Source organism: Halobacillus sp. KGW1 (assembly GCF_001592845.1).
In the GTDB taxonomy this organism is placed as follows: domain Bacteria; phylum Bacillota; class Bacilli; order Bacillales; family Halobacillaceae; genus Halobacillus.
This window is the reverse complement of the sequence record NZ_LSOC01000002.1, coordinates 375,389-392,261: the sequence shown is the minus strand read 5'-3', so window position 1 is coordinate 392,261 and position 16,873 is coordinate 375,389. Positions and strand designations below refer to the sequence as shown.

Annotated in this window: 17 protein-coding genes and 1 riboswitch; of the genes, 3 read left to right on the top strand and 14 right to left on the bottom strand. The window is 49.9% G+C overall.

Annotation, left to right across the window (positions count from 1 at the left end; all coding sequences use genetic code 11):
* The first annotated feature begins 54 nt into the window (after positions 1–54).
* On the top strand, positions 55–825 hold the full coding sequence (locus AXG56_RS02665; protein ID WP_062513133.1) for a DUF4397 domain-containing protein: 771 nt from the start codon (positions 55–57) through the stop codon (positions 823–825).
* A 33-nt stretch (positions 826–858) separates the two neighbouring features.
* Here AXG56_RS02665 and AXG56_RS02660 read toward each other — a convergent pair whose 3' ends face one another.
* The 9 genes from AXG56_RS02660 to AXG56_RS02620 form a co-directional block, all read right to left on the bottom strand.
* On the bottom strand, positions 859–1,395 hold the full coding sequence (locus tag AXG56_RS02660) for a GNAT family N-acetyltransferase (RefSeq protein WP_026578505.1): 537 nt from the start codon (positions 1,393–1,395) through the stop codon (positions 859–861).
* Positions 1,396–1,414: 19 nt separating this feature from the next.
* The gene (locus AXG56_RS02655; protein ID WP_062513132.1) at positions 1,415–1,879 is read right to left on the bottom strand and encodes a hypothetical protein; all 465 of its coding nucleotides are present in this window, start codon (positions 1,877–1,879) and stop codon (positions 1,415–1,417) included.
* Positions 1,880–1,962: 83 nt separating this feature from the next.
* The gene (locus AXG56_RS02650) at positions 1,963–3,405 is read right to left on the bottom strand and encodes a phospholipase D family protein (protein ID WP_062513131.1); all 1,443 of its coding nucleotides are present in this window, start codon (positions 3,403–3,405) and stop codon (positions 1,963–1,965) included.
* Positions 3,406–3,580: 175 nt separating this feature from the next.
* Positions 3,581–4,150 (bottom strand): energy-coupled thiamine transporter ThiT, encoded by a 570-nt coding sequence (gene thiT, locus AXG56_RS02645; RefSeq protein ID WP_008637432.1) that lies wholly within the window; start codon positions 4,148–4,150, stop codon positions 3,581–3,583.
* Positions 4,151–4,239: 89 nt separating this feature from the next.
* A riboswitch (TPP riboswitch) is annotated at positions 4,240–4,339 on the bottom strand.
* Positions 4,340–4,422: 83 nt separating this feature from the next.
* Positions 4,423–5,160 (bottom strand): carboxylesterase, encoded by a 738-nt coding sequence (locus AXG56_RS02640; RefSeq protein WP_062513130.1) that lies wholly within the window; start codon positions 5,158–5,160, stop codon positions 4,423–4,425.
* Positions 5,114–6,022, bottom strand: a complete 909-nt coding sequence (locus AXG56_RS02635) for an SDR family oxidoreductase (RefSeq protein WP_062513129.1) — start codon at positions 6,020–6,022, stop codon at positions 5,114–5,116. Before AXG56_RS02635 ends, AXG56_RS02640 begins: the two co-directional genes overlap by 47 nt.
* 195 nt (positions 6,023–6,217) lie before the next feature.
* Entirely contained in the window at positions 6,218–7,462 is a 1,245-nt protein-coding gene (locus AXG56_RS02630; RefSeq protein WP_062513127.1) for an MFS transporter, read from the bottom strand.
* Positions 7,463–7,546: 84 nt separating this feature from the next.
* Complete coding sequence (locus tag AXG56_RS02625; protein ID WP_369815264.1) at positions 7,547–8,107, bottom strand: ArsR/SmtB family transcription factor; 561 nt, start codon at positions 8,105–8,107, stop codon at positions 7,547–7,549.
* Positions 8,108–8,270: 163 nt separating this feature from the next.
* Entirely contained in the window at positions 8,271–9,464 is a 1,194-nt protein-coding gene (locus AXG56_RS02620; RefSeq protein WP_008637425.1) for a DUF819 domain-containing protein, read from the bottom strand.
* Positions 9,465–9,698: 234 nt separating this feature from the next.
* On the opposite strand from AXG56_RS02620, the gene AXG56_RS02615 reads away from it, so the two are divergent.
* Positions 9,699–10,934, top strand: coding sequence for a dicarboxylate/amino acid:cation symporter (locus AXG56_RS02615; RefSeq protein ID WP_062513125.1), 1,236 nt, complete (start codon positions 9,699–9,701; stop codon positions 10,932–10,934).
* A 177-nt stretch (positions 10,935–11,111) separates the two neighbouring features.
* Here AXG56_RS02615 and dacB read toward each other — a convergent pair whose 3' ends face one another.
* Entirely contained in the window at positions 11,112–12,605 is a 1,494-nt protein-coding gene (gene dacB, locus AXG56_RS02610) for a D-alanyl-D-alanine carboxypeptidase/D-alanyl-D-alanine-endopeptidase (RefSeq protein WP_062514086.1), read from the bottom strand.
* A gap of 239 nt (positions 12,606–12,844) precedes the next feature.
* Positions 12,845–13,060, bottom strand: coding sequence for a hypothetical protein (locus tag AXG56_RS02605; protein WP_062513123.1), 216 nt, complete (start codon positions 13,058–13,060; stop codon positions 12,845–12,847).
* 395 nt (positions 13,061–13,455) lie between these two features.
* Between AXG56_RS02605 and yfkAB the strand changes: the two genes are divergently transcribed.
* Complete coding sequence (yfkAB, locus tag AXG56_RS02600; RefSeq protein WP_026578496.1) at positions 13,456–14,580, top strand: radical SAM/CxCxxxxC motif protein YfkAB; 1,125 nt, start codon at positions 13,456–13,458, stop codon at positions 14,578–14,580.
* A 253-nt stretch (positions 14,581–14,833) separates the two neighbouring features.
* Here yfkAB and AXG56_RS02595 read toward each other — a convergent pair whose 3' ends face one another.
* The 3 genes from AXG56_RS02595 to AXG56_RS02585 are packed head-to-tail and all read right to left on the bottom strand — an operon-like array spanning position 14,834 to position 16,771.
* Entirely contained in the window at positions 14,834–15,538 is a 705-nt protein-coding gene (locus AXG56_RS02595) for a hypothetical protein (RefSeq protein WP_062513121.1), read from the bottom strand.
* Entirely contained in the window at positions 15,531–16,406 is an 876-nt protein-coding gene (locus tag AXG56_RS02590; RefSeq protein ID WP_008637410.1) for an ABC transporter ATP-binding protein, read from the bottom strand. Before AXG56_RS02590 ends, AXG56_RS02595 begins: the two co-directional genes overlap by 8 nt.
* The gene (locus AXG56_RS02585) at positions 16,403–16,771 is read right to left on the bottom strand and encodes a GntR family transcriptional regulator (RefSeq protein WP_062513118.1); all 369 of its coding nucleotides are present in this window, start codon (positions 16,769–16,771) and stop codon (positions 16,403–16,405) included. The genes AXG56_RS02590 and AXG56_RS02585 overlap by 4 nt, the downstream gene beginning before the upstream one ends.
* Between the last annotated feature and the right edge of the window lie 102 nt (positions 16,772–16,873).

Here is a 16,873-nt window from a genome sequence, read left to right as displayed (position 1 = left end):
TTCCTGGAAAGCACGCATAGGCTTGTGTTAGAGATTTTTTCCTGGGAGGGGATGATGAACATGAATGATGGCAGGGATCAGCTTGCGTGGCAGGCGATGAAGTATGATCTGATGGCGAATTACTACAAATATATCGACCCCAGGCTGCATGTGTACTATTACCAGAGACACCTGGAGTGCATGCAGCGGCTCATCATGAGCGAGCGCAGTGAAATGGGACCGGGTGGATCCGGAGGAAACACGGGGATGAATGCGATGGTGCGGGTGCTGCACGCCTCACCGGACGCACCGGCCGTCGACGTCTATGTAAACGGACAAAAGGTTCTTGGAGGCATCTCTTATAAACAGCAGAGCAATTATTTGACCGTTCCAGCAGGCACTTATAAGATTGACATCTATGCAGCCGGAGATACAAGCAGTCCGGTCTTATCCCAGCAGGTGAGCGTCGACGGAGGCAACCGCTATACCGTAGCCGCAGCAGGAGCTGTGAATAACCTTCAGCTGATACCGGTAGTAGACAGCAGCAGTGTCTCTTCCGGAAGCAGCAAGGTGAGGGTGTGGCATTTATCACCGAACGCTCCGGCTGTCGACGTCGCCGTCAAAGGTGGGGACGTCCTCTTCCGGAATGTTCCCTTCGGTAAAGCGACCCGTTACATGACCCTGCCGCCGACGACGGCCGACCTGGAAGTCCGGGTCGCCGGTACGAATCAGGTCGTCCTTGAAATCCCTCAAGCGACGTTTAAGCCGAATGAAGCATATACAGCTGTTGCCTTAGGTTTCGCCGGGGGCGACCCAGCCCTTGAAGCGATGTTCCTTCAGCCATAATACCACCAAATCCCGGGCCGTCCCGGGATTTTTTTATTGGGCCGTCAGCGAAAGAGGCTTCTCCATACGGATATCCGCCCACATCCTCCCGTCATAGTAGGTGAATCCTTCTTCTCTGGCTATCTCCTTGTAACCGAGTCTGCTGTATAGTCTGTGCGCAGACTCGTTGAATTCAAAAACTCCGAGCTCGACCCGCTTCAAGCCCATCTTCTTCATTTCCTCCTCCATAAATAAAATCGCCTTAGCGCCGATACCTTTCCCCCGGGCGCCGGCTTCACCGATGGTGATCCCGATCCAGCCGGAGCCCTTCTCTTTCCTAAAGAGATGTTCCGGATCGATCATGAAGTTCATTTCACCGACAAGGACCCCGTCCAGCATGATGGCATACATTTCATGGTCCTCCAGGCGCTTCGTCAGTGTATCCACCGTCTGCAGACGTTCCTTCTCGAAAGACGCTTGATTTTTATGAGGTCTTGCAAGTGCACTGATTGTTCGATCGTTCTCCCAACGGTTGTATGCCGCGACCATTGTCTCGTCGAAGGCGGTGATCTTTCGGAATTCCAATTTCATCCTTACCACTCCTCTTCTATTATGCAGCTCTTTTCAGCTGCTGCCATAAAGCATCCGCCTCTTCAAGAAGCTCCTTGTACTCCAAACCCACATATATGCATAGGGCGAGGATGAAGGCGATCGCGACGACATCCAACACTCCCTGCCACTTCGGTGAAAGAAGAGCACGCGTTCCATACCTTTTTGAGAAAATACGGGACCCTGCCCCGATGACTAGAAAAAGAGGAAGACTGATGATCCAGGCAAAAAAATTGTGGAGGCGTTGATCCATGACAAGAACAGCGACTTCCTGCTCACTGGAGAGCGCTTGAACCTCAACAACTTCCTTTTCCTCCCACATCCAATCTTGACGAGTGACTGTCTTACCGTCTTCTCCCATATCCATCCCTAGAGGAACCGTATCTACGCCATACATCAGGACTTGACTCAACAGGAATACGGATGCAACAGCGATGATCTCGATGACGATGCCGGTTGCTTTCATAACATCCCCCCTCCTTCTATCGTAGCATAAAACGTTCCCGACACAGAAAAACCCCCGGACGCTCATCGTCCGGAGGTAGTCCATCAATAGGTCGTAAACCACGTCCATTTCTGCAGGTAATACGTGGCATAGCGAATAAACGTCAACTTATCCGTATATTCCTCATAATCCGCTGTGAAATGACCGTCTTCGTTATTCCAAAGCTTGGTGAAGTAGCCGTCGACCTCCTGAAAAACAGGCTCTTCTCCGCTTCCTTTCATCACGACGTTCGCTTCCAGGTTCAAGTCTGCCAGGTTCCGTCTCGTATAGTTGGCGGAGCCGGCAATGATGACGTCTTCCTCTTCTTTATCTAAATAAAGCATCTTCGTATGGAATTGTTCGATATTCACATCATACCAGCGGAGATGGATGTTCTTATTCCCGAGACGCTGCATCTCTGCGGCTACGGGTAAATTAGGAATCCCCGTCTTCTCATGTCCAAATGACTGCTTGTTCGGGTCCATGATGATGTTCGCTTCCGCCCCCCGGTCTGCTGCTTTGTCAATCAGGTCAACGATCTTTCTGTCCGCAAGGTAATACATGCCGAGCCAGATCGTATCTCCTTTTCCAACATCCTTAAGTTCTTCCAAAATTGCCTGGTACGTCTTTCCTTCCGTGACGAACTTGGTCTTCACTGGACCATCCTGTTTTTCCCATTTCCTGTTCTTGTAATCCGGGAAATCAGCGTCGCCGGAATAACGGACAACTGCCTCCTCGGCTTCGAGAATGTCCCGGATGATCGGGCCTGTCATCTTGAACGCCACATTCTCATGGTAACCGCTCGCGTCATGCGGGTTCGCCGTCGATACGATTGCCGCATCTTCCGTCACAACGAGCTTCCTGTGATTCGCTTTAATATTCATCAGCTTCAAATACGAGCGCAGAGTGACATCGGGTGCATCTTTTGCGAGCGGGTTGCTGATCCAGCCGCCGTCGCCTGTCCCCATCCATGAAGCCGTCACCCTCCAGACGCTGGAGTAGAGCGGGTTGGAATCACGGAGCTCGTTCAGATCCGTCAGCACGACATCGACACCCCCATCCCTCAGCCGCTTGATCGATTCCGACTCATAAGACCCGTAAACCGTATTGATTGGATCGGTGATGAAAACGACCTTCAAGTCAGGATGCTTTTCCTTTTGGGCGAGAATGGCATCCACCAGGTTTTCCGACAGTGGCGGAAAATCTCTTTTTCCATCTGTGTAGCCGTTAAATAAAAACATATCTGCAACAATGAAATCCTCCGCCTCACCAATCATGGCGTTTATTTCATCGAATATCTCCGCGTCGTGAACCGTATTACCTTCTTCATCTTCATACGTGAGATCCCGAAAAAACTCCACGCCCGATAGTTCGTGCACGTCCCCTTCATAGGAGATGCCCTCAGGAAGCTTCTTCCACGATGTATGATAAGCGATCATGAAAACGAGTACGATAAATATAAGAATGACAATCAACCAAAACCGCTTCTTTCTAAAAAGCTTCTTCATTTCCAGCCCTCCTTTTATGTAACCAGTGCAATGGTATATACACTTCTACAGGAAGCATGAAACCCATATGCTATAAAATAGGGTCTCCCTCCCTATAAAAAATAGAAAAGCATCGTGCCGGAGCACGATGCTTTTAGTGGTTAAGGATTCCTAGGAGCGGGATGGGAACCTTGTATTATTCTTGTGTGAGCAGCTTCGGACGCTGCAGAAAAAGAATGATGAGGACGATACTGCTCAATACGAATGCAGGCAGCATATACCCCCCGTTATAGACGAGCGAATACAGCCAGACCGGCTGTCCTTCCGGCGCGAACTCCCCGTAAAAGACGATCCCTGCGAGAAAATGTCCGAAGAAACGCAGGAGACTCCCGACAAAGCAGCCGACAATGATCCAGCCGACGATCGCTTTTTTGTTTTGTTTCCGTACCGCGTTCCATACCGGCTTTGCCGCGACACCTGCAAGACCGATGACACCGAAAGCTACGAAGTAATCAAGAAACGTCTGAAGAGGTGTCATGATGTAAGCACCGGTTAAGATTTGATAGGCCCCGAGCAGCAGCCCGGTGGCGACTCCGCCTTTGATTCCCCAACGGAAAGCGATGATGAAGACAGGAACCATCGCGAGCGACACAGAACCACCCTGTGCCCACAATTTGAATGAAAGAAATGGAATGATGTCCAAAAGCAGTGCCAAAGCAGAGAATATAGCTACTTCGACAAGAAATAATACACGACGATTTCTCATCGTTATCTACCCCCAATAATTGAACACAAAAAAAGCAATGCCAAAAAGGGAAGCTTCCTGATGGAGGAGTCCCTTGTTGAGCATTGCACCATCAAAAAAGCCGCCATCCCTGCGCCAGTGCTAACTGACAGGTTCGAAGGGTCTGGACACAGCGTCCACTCTCAGCCGGAGGCTCCCCTTGAAGGCTTTATACCGTTTACTTTTCTTGATTTGTCTTCTATTATAGTCGAAACCACCCGAAATTACAAAGGCCTTTTATTTCCCGGGGAATGCTATTTCGTATTTGTGTACGTCTGGAAAAACTCCAGACTGCGCTCGATGATCAAGTCTTTATCATGGTCGAGCGTTGCGACGTGATAGCTGTCATCCAAATGGATAATTTCTTTATGCTCGGAAAAAACCGTTTCAAATATTACCTCGGAATTGTTCGGGGGCACGACATGATCCTCCCTTGAAACGAAAACGACGATCGGACAATGAATGCTGCTTAATAGATCCCTGGTCTTCCCCATGAGCATCGACAGCTCTCTAATCGATTTTACCGGTGTCCGATCATAGCCGAGCTCGTCACTTTCCGGATCTTTAATATCCGATCCAATCGCTTCAAGAAAGCGCTCCTCTGTGCTCGAGCTGTTCTCAAGCACCGGGATATCGATTGCTGCATTGATCGGGATGACGCCGGCGACCTTCTTCTTCCCTGCCACATATAAAGCAAGCGTCCCTCCCATCGACAAGCCGACGACGAAGATTTTTTCACAACGCGCTTCCAGCCAGTCAAAGGCTTCCATGACCGATTGAATCCAGTCTTCATGACTCGTGGACTCCATGTCCTCCGGCGTGGTGCCGTGCCCCTTCAGTCTCGGACAGACGACGGTATACCCGGCGCGGCCATATGCTTCTGCCAGCGGCCTCATACTTTGCGTCGTTCCTGTAAATCCATGGGATACCAGGATCCCTACCTCATTACCCTCGAACCTTATCTCTTCTGCCCCACTCATCACTGCGGTCATTTCGTTTCCTCCTGTTCGTTTTTCCTTTTCCTAAAACCGTCGTCAGCACTGCTTTCTCCAATATTCTCCAAGGCATGACCCGTTTCAGAAATACGTTGAACTTCACTTTCGCTCCGATTGGAAAGCGCAGCTTCCGTATTCTGTCCTGCTCGACCAACTCCGTCATCAATGCAGCTACATCCGACGGATTTTCGCGGCTGTCTCCATTCAACGCATTCCATAGTCCTTTTATGTAATCAGCATAGGGAGAATCAGGGTCATGGACAGCGTCCGGGAGTTCCATTCCGGCTGACCATATATTCGTTTGGTACGAGCCCGGCTCTACAAGAGCAACATCGATGCCGAATGGCTGGACCTCGAAGCGGAGGCTTTCTGTAAGCCCTTCGAGCGCATGTTTCGATGACACGTATGCCGATAACCCCGGGAATCCGATCAAACCGCTGACGCTGCTCACATTGATGATCTTGCCACGCTTCTGCTTCCGCATGAGCGGCAGAACTGCCTGGGTGACGGCGATGACCCCGAACACATTCGTCTCGAACTGACGTCTGTACGCTTCCAGCGGTATCTGCTCGAGAAAGCCGCCGATTGCAAAACCAGCATTGTTGACGAGAACGTCGACTGCTTCCAAATCGTTCAGCTTTTCTTTAAATGCAGCGATGGAAGCATCATCGGTCACGTCGAGCTTCCAAACCGTGATCCGGCTCCTCACGTGATTGGAAATCGCTGCGTCCTCGAATACTTCCGCTTTTTCCATGTTCCTCATTGTCGCGATTACCGAAAACCCTTTTTCCGCACATTTGACCGCCGTCAAATAGCCGAACCCACTCGATGCTCCGGTAATCAATACGGTTGGATTCATGTCATTTCTCCTCTCTGCTTCCTCATTCCTTATAACGTTCGATATCAAACACTTGTTTTCCTCTAATGCCCTCTGTACAAAAACACAATGGTTTCTCTGACGGGATTGATCTTATAAGATAAGTTCTTCCCTTTCTCTCCCGTACTTTCCCCTGTTCTCCCGCATATCACGGCAGGCAAAAAGAAAAGGCCCCGCTTAATCGGCGGAGCGCAGGACAGGATAAGTCACATATAAAACGAAAACACTCACGAGAAGGGGCAGCGCGCTCCATGCCATCAACGTTTGAATCGGAATTCCCCAGCCGAGAAACAGAGAGGTGACCGCGTACGAGAGCGGAATCAACCCAAGCGACCCGGTCCGTATCAGACTCATCACCCTTCCCACCTTGCTTTCTTCTGCAGACGATTGAACGAGGGATAGGAGCGGAATATTGACGGCCGGAATGATCATGCCGATAAGAACGATAATAAGCACGGATAAAACCAGCGTATCTGCACGGCTGAAGATAAACATACCGGCTCCTTCGAGAGCGATCAAGTACAGCGCATACGCTCCCCGTCTCCGCCGGATGTTGAGAAAACCGATCAGGACAGCTCCGAGAATCATCCCGAACGTCAGTCCTCCTTGGACGAGACTGAAATCGAGGGCACTTCCGTCCAGGACTCCTTCCACGAAGATCGGCAGCCCCATCATCAAAGGGCCGGAGATGAAAAAGTTGACGATGATCGTAATGATGAACAGTGATCGCAGCAGTCTGGACTGCCACGTGTAACGGAAGCCCTCCGCCAATTGGGCATAGAACGGGGATCGCTCCCCTTCCCGCGCATCCTTTCCCTGCTTTTTCACAAATAGAATTCCGACACCGGATAAGAAAAGAAACAGGACGATGATCAGAAGGACGAAGCTGTAGGAAAGCGAATGGATCAGGACACCGGCAAGGAGTGGTCCGGTGAACGTAGCAATCTGGATCGTTCCCTGAATGACGGAGTTTGCGCGCGTCAGCTGATCCTTCCCTGTCACTTTCGGAAGCAGCGCATCTCTTGCCGGCTCGAACATTCCGCCGCAGGCTCCGAACAGGCCTGCGTGGACCGCCATGATCCAAACAGGAACCTCCTGAAGGGTAAGAAAACAAATCGATAAGGTAAAGAGGAAGACAGCCATCGTTAAGTCCGATGCCGCCATGACCTTCGTTTGACTGCAGCGGTCCGCGACCACTCCGCCGACAATCATGGAAACCATCCGCACCGTCGTCAAGGAAATCAACACCATGCCGAGAGCCGCTGCCATATGTAACGACTCTACGATGTACCACGACTGAAGAAACATAAACATCGACAGGCTTAAACTGGAAACAACCGTTGTAAAGGACAATAGGAGAAAGGATCTTGACTTCCATAACGAAACCCCTCTTTTCTCCTCATATGACTTTGCGCTTTCCATAACATCTCCTCCTCGGATGCCGGCGCAGGCCGACGGTAAAAATTATTTTACTGTTGCACAAAAAAAGAGACCTCCACCCCCACTTCATGTCTCTCCCTTTTTCCCAAACCGACTTTCCTCTATCTGCAAACCGAGCATGTGAAAATAATACAGCTTCGCATCTTCTGTCGGTTCCGTACGTTGAATCGATGCAAGTTCTTCCATTAAGTCGGAGAATTTCTGCTGCCAGGCCAGAAAGTCCTCCTCCTTTGCATGAATTTCATAAGCGGCGGATCGGTATTTCCAGTCTTCCGGTTTTTTAGACAGGGAATCATTCTCCAGCGACTCCTCCGGCACAGATAAAACCCGCTGTTTGGAATGATCGAGCATGGCGAGCATCATCTGCCGGATTGGACCCGACACCTCTGCGTTTGGCAGCAGTTCGGCATCCGGTACAAACCCGCGGGCTACCGTTTGATAGAACTTCTGGACAATCCCGTTCTTTTCTTCCGTTCTAGCAATTTCCAAGAGCCCGTTCTTCTCCAACTCTTTTAAATGATAATGGATGCGGGCTCTTGAGAGCTGATAAATTTCAGAAAGCTGCTGACCGGTCTGCGCCTTCCCCATCAGACGCAGAAGCAGGTCCGACCGGAACGGATCCGCCATCGCCTTCAGCTGGTCGTGGGTTGTTAGTATTTTTATGTCCTCCACTAGACCGTTCACTCCTTTTTACTCGGTAAAATTTATTTAACTGTAGTATCAACCACAAGGAAGGAATTGTCAATAAGAAAAGCCGCTTTCCTTCATCAAAAGGAAAGCGGCTTTTCTATCAACCTCCGGCAATCATACGTGCGAGCTGACCACAGAGCAGAGCAGCATAGGTTCCGACGACGTTACCGAGGATCCCCATCAGCAGGCCGACAGGGGCAAGCGCCGGCTGAAAGACCGATGCGACGATCGGTGCAGAGCTTGTCCCTCCGATATTCCCCTGTGAACCGACGGCGACAAAGAAGAGCGGCGCCTTCAATAAGCGGGCCGCAAGGAAAATACACAGCACGTGGATGGCGAGCCAAACGATTCCCATCAGGATAAATTGCGGCGCTTCCACAATATCCAGAAGGTTCGCCTGGCTTCCGATCCCCGCCAGGAACAAGTAGATGCCGGCATAACCGATCTTACTGGCTCCATAATATTCAAGGTTCCGCACCTTCGTAAAGGACAAAAGAATTCCGACGGCCGTAATGATCAAGAACGTCCATGTCGACGTATTCATGACCTCCGACTTCGGAATAAAGGAAAGATCGGCAAACTGACGGACGAGAAACGAGCCGGCAATACCGATGGACAGAATTCCGAAGAGCTGCGGAAGCTCGAGCGGTCTGGCATTCTTCTCCACGTCTGTTGCTATCTCCTCGTTCACCCGTTTAATGGTGGAGTTATCCGCACCATTCCATTTATTGAAGCGGTTCTGGAAGTTGGCAAGCGAAATCATGACCCCCATCCAGCCGATTCCGACGATCGTATCGGTCAAAATCATCGGGCTTAGTATATGATCCGGCGTATCAAAGGCTTCGATCATGGCTCCCATGTTAGCCGAGCCGCCGATCCAGCTTCCGGCAAGCGCCCCGACACCTCGCCAGGCATCCTCAGGGAGAATCCCCTGGAACAAGGCGAACGCAATCGGTCCCCCGATCACGATGCCGATCGTACCCGCAAAGAAAACGAGCACGGCCTTCGCGCCAAGCTTGAACGTTGCCGGTACGTTCGTACTGATCATTAACAGCAGCAACCCGGCGGGAAGGATATACGTACTCAAAAAGCTGTACACATCCGAGCTCTGCGGGATGATTCCGAACGTCGTCGAAAGCATCGGAAGGAAATACATCCAAATAAGCGGAGGAAGATAGCCGAAGAATTTCTTCAAAGGCTTATACTCCATCGTTGATAACATGAACACGATTCCCACGACAGCGATAAGATAAGCGAATACCGCCATCGGTTCCTGTATAAGTGCGTGGTCCATAAACTTCTTACATCTCCTATCTGAAACCATTAGAAATTTGAAAAAATTACAGATATGTAATTTTGCATTTTGCCAGTTTAGCACACAACCGCAGGAAAAGGAATTCATTGAACTTATGCATTTTTTTCCTCTATATACGCAAAATGACATGAGAGAGCATCGATCGAATCTTACGCTACTGCAATCGGCACGGAACTGCTATACTGGGTCTATTGCTTATAAAGAGGTGAAAGTATGAAAAAGATTTGGCACTTATACAAAGATTCTTCTTTTCTATTGAAAATGACGCTCGGTTTCCTGCTCGGGATCGGAGCCGGCATCCTTTTCGGTCCGTCCATGGAGGCGGTCAAACCGCTCGGTACGATATTGATCAATTTGTTGAATTTGATCGCTGTTCCGGTCATATTCCTGACCGTCGTCCTTGCGATCAATCAAATGAACCCGAGGTACCTTGGCAGAATTGGAGGAAAGCTGCTCGTCTATTACGGCATAACGACCGCTGCAGCTGTCCTTATCGGGGTAGCACTCGCCCTGTGGATCAACCCGGGAGCCGGGCTGGAACTGCCAAACGCGGATGTCGAAAAGCCGGAAACGCCCGGATTTTCCGATGTACTGCTTAACATCGTCCCGGACAACTTGTTCACTGCGTTTTCTTCCGGGGAGCTGATGGGCATCCTTTTCCTTGCCGTCATCACCGGCCTCGCTTTGGTGAAGATGCGCTATTCGGACAAGGACGAACTCAAGAAATCAGGAGAGACGCTGCACCAGTTTTTCTCGGCGGCCAATGACCTGTTCTTCCTGCTTCTGCAGGGGATCCTTCTCTATGCGCCTGTCGGAATCTTTGCGATCGGTGCTTCGACATTCGGCAGTCAAGGATGGGAGACCTTCCGCTCGCTGTTCGCGTTTACCGGTGTGTTTTACTTAGGTGTCCTTCTGCTTTGGCTGCTAGTATATACGTCTTTCTTGAAACTTGCGAAGTGGCACGTTCGTGACTTTTTCGCTAGTACGAAGGACGCCTATATTACGGCATTCTTTACATCAAGCAGTATCGCTTCCCTGCCCGTTGCGATGGAATCGGCGAAGAAAGCCGGCATTTCCGATCGGATTGTGAACTTCAGCCTACCGATCGGAGCCGTGTTCAACTCGGATGGCGGCGCCCTGCGTATGGGTGTTTCCATCGTGTTCGCCGCCAATGTGACAGGGCTTGATTTAACCGTCATGGACTTCATCACCATCGTCGTCATCGGCACACTGCTGTCGATCGGGACAGCAGGCATTCCCGCTGCCGGACTCGTCACCCTCGCAGCCGTGCTTACGATGTTCAACCTCCCGCTTGAAATCGTCGCCTTAATTGCAGGCGTTGACGTCCTGATCGGGATGGCAGGAACGGCCTCGAACGTATTCGGTGATATGGTAGGATCCGCTTTTGTGGATAAAAAAGAAACCGACCGTACCAATCCAGAATCATAATTGTCCAATCAAAAAAGGATCAGAGCCTTCTCTGATCCTTTTTCCATATAGTCGGGAAACTTAAGAGCGCCTTGACTTCAGGTTGTTGAAGAAGTAATTTTCTTTGGCCGGTGAGCCTGATGGACTCTGCCCATTCCTCTCCACACGATGCCGCAATCGATCTTCCATAATCAGTAATTACTCTTCCTCTACAAATCGATGTTCCGCCAGAATGACTGCGATCCGGTCTTCCAGGTCTCCGACATCCTCGACCAGGTAATTATTCAAAACAATAGAGAAAATAAGCTTCTCTCCGTCTTTTGTCGTCACATAGCCCGATAAAGAGGAAACCCCTGTCAACGATCCGGTCTTTGCCTGTACGTTATCCTCGGCAGCCGTGTCCTGCATTCGGGAACGGATGGTGCCGCCGACGAACCGTTCGGCATTCCCTGCAACGGGCAGGGAATTCAAATAGGCAGAGAACCATTTTTCGTCCTGGACCTGATAAAGCAGCTCCGATATTTCATGAGCGGGAATCATGTTGACATGGGACATCCCGGAACCGTCTCTTAATCGGAGGGTGGACGTGTCGACACCGGCGCTTTTCAGATAACTATCCACGACTTCAAGCCCCTTCTCCCAGCTGCCTTCGTCATGGACGACTTTCCCCATTTCCTTCACCAGCACCTCCGCATGGCCGTTGTTGCTCAGCTTCATGAACGGAATAAATAGCTCCGCAAGCGGCATCGATTCATGAGTGATCAGCTTGAGAGCTTTCTTCGGTGTCCGCTTCCCTTCCTTGTTTTTTCCTTTCACTTTGATTCCTTGTTCCTCCAAGGCGCTTCGGAATACGTCCAAAGCAAGTCCGGTCGGTTCCGATACGGCTATCCAGGAGCGGGATCTGCTTGAGTCGAGAGGAATCGTTCCTTCCACGATGATCCGGTTCGTTTCATGCTCCCTTTCCATCGATATATCCCTCTCCCCATCTGCCGGCACCGTTTTCGTCCGGTTGATGATTTTCACATAATCCGTCTTCGGCGTGACTTCCACCCGAGCCGGGTCCCCTTCCTTCTCTGCCGGATAGGCAGCGACGATGACCGTCCCTGCGTCGTAATCTTCATTCGGCGCCACGGTCAAAGCAGAGACCTGCGCACCGTAGTAGTGGGTTTCATCGTTCCACGTAATGTCTTCAGAAAGCCGGACGTCGTCATACCATGTGTCGTCCGCGATCAAATCCCCTTTCACCTCTCGTATGCCATTCTCCTTCAATTCTTCCGCCATCTTCTCAAGGTCTTCCATCATCAAGGTCGGGTCTCCCTTGCCTTTCAAATACAAGTCGCCATGCAGCTTATGCCCCCGAATCGTCCCCTCTGCATAGACTTCTGTAGAAAATGTATAGTCAGGACCAAGCTGATCCATCGCCGCGGCCCCACTGAACAGCTTCATATTGGAAGCCGGCTTCAGCCTTGTGTGAGCATCATGCTCATATATCACTTCGCCGGTTTCCGCCATCCGGATACTGACCCCGGCAAGAGCCCCTTTCAAATCTTCATCTGCAAGCACCGTATCCAGCTTCTTCTTCAAACCCGATTCCTCCTTTGCCGCATCCACTTCCGATTCCGCAGGAGCTTGGTACGAGGAAAACATTAAAAAAGATGCAAGCAGCGGAACGACGACGTGCTTTTTCTTCATTGAAATCATATATGTATGGGCCTCCCATCCAGTTTATTTACTTATAACCATAGCAAAGAACTTCATCTATTGTAATAATTTTCTAATAATTCTGACTAAAACAGACCGTTAGCCGGAGGTCAATGGTCCATCTTTATTCTATGCGAGAGAGGGAACTTTACCCTTTCCGTGCTGTTTCTCCTACTGAAAAGACCGGAACCCGTCTGACGGGTTCCGGTCTTTTCTAGAGAGATGGACCCTCAACCATTTACTTTTCGGTTATAGTACACGCGGGACAGGAAGTAGACGGCGACTCCTCCAATGAGAATGGTATATTGCCAGCCGCCGTCGCCCCCTTTCGTGAGCTGATTATAAATCGACCAGATCAATAGTACGACGGTATAATAGACAAACCCATTCTTTGCCGCCCTACCGCTTTGGTGTTTCTCCATTTCGTCCTGCTTCTTCCACTTCATTTCTTTTCCTCCTCATACGAAAACAGCTCGTCTTCGGATGTTTTTAACGCGAGAGACAATGGAAAGGCGGGTTTCCGTGTCGAGTCGTATTAATCGTCTGCCTCGTCACCAGGCGCCGTTTTGCCAGTACATCCGGAGAGTTCTTCCTCGTTTTCCTTTTGGACCGGATGCAATTATTTAATCAGAGGTCCCCTCATTATGTAAAAACTTTTCACATATTCAGTATAGAGAAAGAAACAAACATGTCAAAACCTTTTTACATATAAAAGCTTTTCCAAAAAGTCCGATGTCCCCGGAGAAATCCGAGCAGGAATGGTATGGTTATCTCTAGAATAGTGTTAGAATAGGAAGGGTTTGTCCTAAACCAATTTTAATAGAAAGGAAGTTTCATACTTATGAGTACCAACATGAAGCTTCAAGAACTCTCCCCATCCTTTGATCCTTGGGAAGCTTACATGGATGTAAAGGAACACGGAGACATGACGTTATCCAACATAGAATTTACGACGACGACACTCTGCAACATGCGCTGTGCGCACTGTGCTGTCGGTTATACGCTGCAGTCGAAGGACCCGGATGCCCTGCCGATGGACCTGATCATTAATCGTCTGGATGAAATCCCTCACCTGCGCACCTTGAGCATCACCGGCGGAGAACCGATGATGTCGAAGAAATCGGTCGACAATTATGTCCTGCCGCTTCTTAAATATGCCCATGAGCGCGGAGTTCGGACTCAGATTAATTCCAATCTGACGCTGCCGTACGAGCGCTATGTTCCGATCATCCCTTATCTCGATGTGCTACATATTTCTCATAACTGGGGAACGATCGAGGAGTTCGTTACGACCGGCTTCGCCCGCATGGAAAGAAAGCCGTCGGAGGAGGCACGCAGGAAGTTCTTCGACCGGATGGTGGAGAACTCCCAGAAACTCGCCGCAGAAGGCGTCATGGTATCTGCAGAAACGATGCTGAACAAACGGACATTCCCTTATCTGGAATCGATCCATGACCATGTCAAGGAAATGAAGTGCGCCCGCCACGAAATCCACCCGATGTATCCGGTCGATTTCGCTAGCGCGCTTGAAACACTGAGCTTGGAAGAAATGCGGGAAGGTATCAACCGCCTGCTGGATCACCGTGATGAAGATATGTGGATGCTGTTCGGCACGCTGCCCTACTACCCTTGCAGCACTTCCGACGAAGATTTGGACATGCTGAAACGTTTGTATAGTGCAAAGAATGTAACGGTCAGAAATGATCCGGACGGACGTTCCCGCCTGAATGTAAACATCTTCAGCGGCGATATCATCGTGACCGATTTCGGAGACGAACCGGGCCTCGGCAACATTCAGGATACGAAGCTGACGGACGCTTACCAGCAATGGATGGAAACAGACACAGCAAAAAGCCTGAACTGCCACTGCCCCGCTGTCGAATGTCTCGGACCGAACGTACTCGTCAAGAACGCCTACTATTCCGATATCGACTTCCAGAAACGAAAAGCCAAGATCTCCTTATAAAAAGGACGAAAGCCCCGCTGATAGGTATCAGCGGGGCTTTCAGCTTTTTGAAGAAGTGATTCCCAGCTAGGGAGAGGGCGGGGTCCGGGAAATGGGACGCTTTCCACGCGGCGGCCGGTGAGCCTCCTCATCGCGTTGTTCTTCCAGGGTCTCTCCTGTCCCGCTAATCCCGTCGGAGTCTGCCCATTTCCCTCTACCCTTTGCCGGAATGATCCCTCCCATAATTACTGCTGTTCCTTTCACCAGGACGCTCTTATCTTGCTCTCGCAGCAGTCGTCGAGGCTTTTCTTAGGACCATCCAGCTCGGAACGAAAGTCAACAGGGCTGCAACCAGAAGAAGGAGGAAATCCACGTGAAGCGTCATCCCCTGAAGTCGAAAAACCTCACTGAACATATAATCCTTCGTGACAGGAAGCATCATCAACACCCCAAGGACCGCCACCCCGCTGAAGCCTCCAATAAGGCCGTATCGGTAAAAGACGGAACCGAGCAGGAACCCGATGGAGATGAACAGAAAGAACAATAAACCAAGCACCCAGATCTCGTTATACCAGGCTGCCTGCACATCCAACATGTCCATAAGGGAATAGTGACGGATGCTTGATATCTTTTCCGCATCCAGGACTGCCCGGAATCCACGTACAATCCCGAGATGAACCATGGATAAAACGAGAGAGAAAAACAGGCTGAAAGCGAACGTACCGAGCAGATACCGGGTACGCGTCGTCCCCATTTTCACACAGAACGGGAAAGTTTCCTTCGTCATATTAAGGCCGGAAATGATACAGAAAACGAAGACGATTGGACTTGTAAAGACAATCATGGAACTGTCCGGAACAAGAATAGAAAGCAGCGTAAACCCCACGAGCGTCGCCGTTAATATGCTCCAAAACACTAGAAAGGAAAAGCGGTAATCGATTAATAAATAATAGAAAATCCCTTTTAAATCCCTAAGCATTCTTCTCCACCCCTTCGAGTTCCGTCAAATGAACCATGATGCCCTGCATGGAAATATGCTCCGCTTCAAGCCCGGCATTTCTGGCGCCTTCAAGCGAATAGCCCTCTCCATACAACCACACCGTTTTCATCCCCATCATTTCCTGCTCTTTTAATACATGCTTATCCGTGGTGAAAGCATCCACCTTTTCTTTCATGCCGGCGACCTTCAAGCTCTTCTGAACCATCGCTTCCGCCTGATCATGAAACATGATTTCACCATTATGAAGCATGATTACCTCTTCAAACAGCCGGCTTACCTCATCAATCAAGTGCGTCGAAAGCAGAAACGTACGCGGAAATTCTTGAAATTCTTCCAGCAACAAGTCATAAAACATATACCGGGCAGCTGCGTCGAGTCCGATATACGGTTCGTCGAATATCGTAATCTTCGCCCTTGAAGACAGACCGATGATGATTCCAAGCGCTGATTCCATTCCTTTGGAAAGTCCGCTGGCGTTCGTGCGTGGGTGCAGGTGGAATTTCTCCATGAGGCGGTCAGCCGTTTCCTGGGACCAATTCGGGTAAAACATGGAGACAATCTTCAGCACATCTTTAATTTTCAGGCGCCGCTTAAAGTTGCTCGTCTCATTGATCAGGCATATATCCTGCAGCACCGTCCTATTATCAAACGGGGACTGCCCATCCACCAGCACCTCCCCGGAAGTGGGAAGCGTGTGACCGGCCAAAAGCTGCATCAAGGTCGTCTTTCCTGCTCCGTTCTTTCCAAGCAGCCCGTAGAATTTATTTTCTTCCAGCGTCAGGTTGATCCCGTTCAGCGCCGTTTTCTCTCCATACTTTTTCGTCAAGTTCTTCAGTTCGATTTTCATTTGATTCCCGCCTCCCCTAATAGACGATCCAGCTCTTCCTTATCCAACCCGATTCTCTCTGCTTCCTCCTTCAAAGGAAGAATATACTCTTCATAGAAAACCGTTTTACGCTTTTTGAGTACGATAGCCCGCGCACCTTCTGCAACAAACATGCCGATTCCCCTCTTCTTGAATATGATCCCCTCATCCACCAGCAGATTGATTCCTTTGGCAGCCGTCGCGGGATTGATCTGATAGAACTTGGCGAATTCATTCGTTGATGGGACCCTTTCCCCTTCGGTTATCGATTGATCCAAAATGCCTGCTTCGACTTTTTCCGCTATTTGTTGAAATATCGGCTTGTCGACCGCCAAATCACGATCCATAAAAGCACCTCTTCGTTGGTTCATTAGTTATGTAACTAACCATATAACTAGGATGGTGGAAAGTCAAGAAATATTTTACAAATAAAAAAAGCTGTCGGGTAC

Coding starts and splice junctions, on each gene's coding strand:
- AXG56_RS02665 (WP_062513133.1), top strand. CDS start 55: ATGAACATGAATGATGGCAGGGATCAGCTTGCGTGGCAGGCGATGAAG.
- AXG56_RS02585 (WP_062513118.1), bottom strand. CDS start 16,771: ATGGATCGTGATTTGGCGGTCGACAAGCCGATATTTCAACAAATAGCG.
- yfkAB (WP_026578496.1), top strand. CDS start 13,456: ATGAGTACCAACATGAAGCTTCAAGAACTCTCCCCATCCTTTGATCCT.
- AXG56_RS02625 (WP_369815264.1), bottom strand. CDS start 8,107: ATGGCGGATCCGTTCCGGTCGGACCTGCTTCTGCGTCTGATGGGGAAG.
- thiT (WP_008637432.1), bottom strand. CDS start 4,150: ATGAGAAATCGTCGTGTATTATTTCTTGTCGAAGTAGCTATATTCTCT.
- dacB (WP_062514086.1), bottom strand. CDS start 12,605: ATGAAGAAAAAGCACGTCGTCGTTCCGCTGCTTGCATCTTTTTTAATG.
- AXG56_RS02605 (WP_062513123.1), bottom strand. CDS start 13,060: ATGAAGTGGAAGAAGCAGGACGAAATGGAGAAACACCAAAGCGGTAGG.
- AXG56_RS02595 (WP_062513121.1), bottom strand. CDS start 15,538: ATGCTTAGGGATTTAAAAGGGATTTTCTATTATTTATTAATCGATTAC.
- AXG56_RS02590 (WP_008637410.1), bottom strand. CDS start 16,406: ATGAAAATCGAACTGAAGAACTTGACGAAAAAGTATGGAGAGAAAACG.
- AXG56_RS02640 (WP_062513130.1), bottom strand. CDS start 5,160: ATGACCGCAGTGATGAGTGGGGCAGAAGAGATAAGGTTCGAGGGTAAT.
- AXG56_RS02620 (WP_008637425.1), bottom strand. CDS start 9,464: ATGGACCACGCACTTATACAGGAACCGATGGCGGTATTCGCTTATCTT.
- AXG56_RS02635 (WP_062513129.1), bottom strand. CDS start 6,022: ATGAATCCAACCGTATTGATTACCGGAGCATCGAGTGGGTTCGGCTAT.
- AXG56_RS02660 (WP_026578505.1), bottom strand. CDS start 1,395: ATGAAATTGGAATTCCGAAAGATCACCGCCTTCGACGAGACAATGGTC.
- AXG56_RS02655 (WP_062513132.1), bottom strand. CDS start 1,879: ATGAAAGCAACCGGCATCGTCATCGAGATCATCGCTGTTGCATCCGTA.
- AXG56_RS02615 (WP_062513125.1), top strand. CDS start 9,699: ATGAAAAAGATTTGGCACTTATACAAAGATTCTTCTTTTCTATTGAAA.
- AXG56_RS02630 (WP_062513127.1), bottom strand. CDS start 7,462: ATGGAAAGCGCAAAGTCATATGAGGAGAAAAGAGGGGTTTCGTTATGG.
- AXG56_RS02650 (WP_062513131.1), bottom strand. CDS start 3,405: ATGAAGAAGCTTTTTAGAAAGAAGCGGTTTTGGTTGATTGTCATTCTT.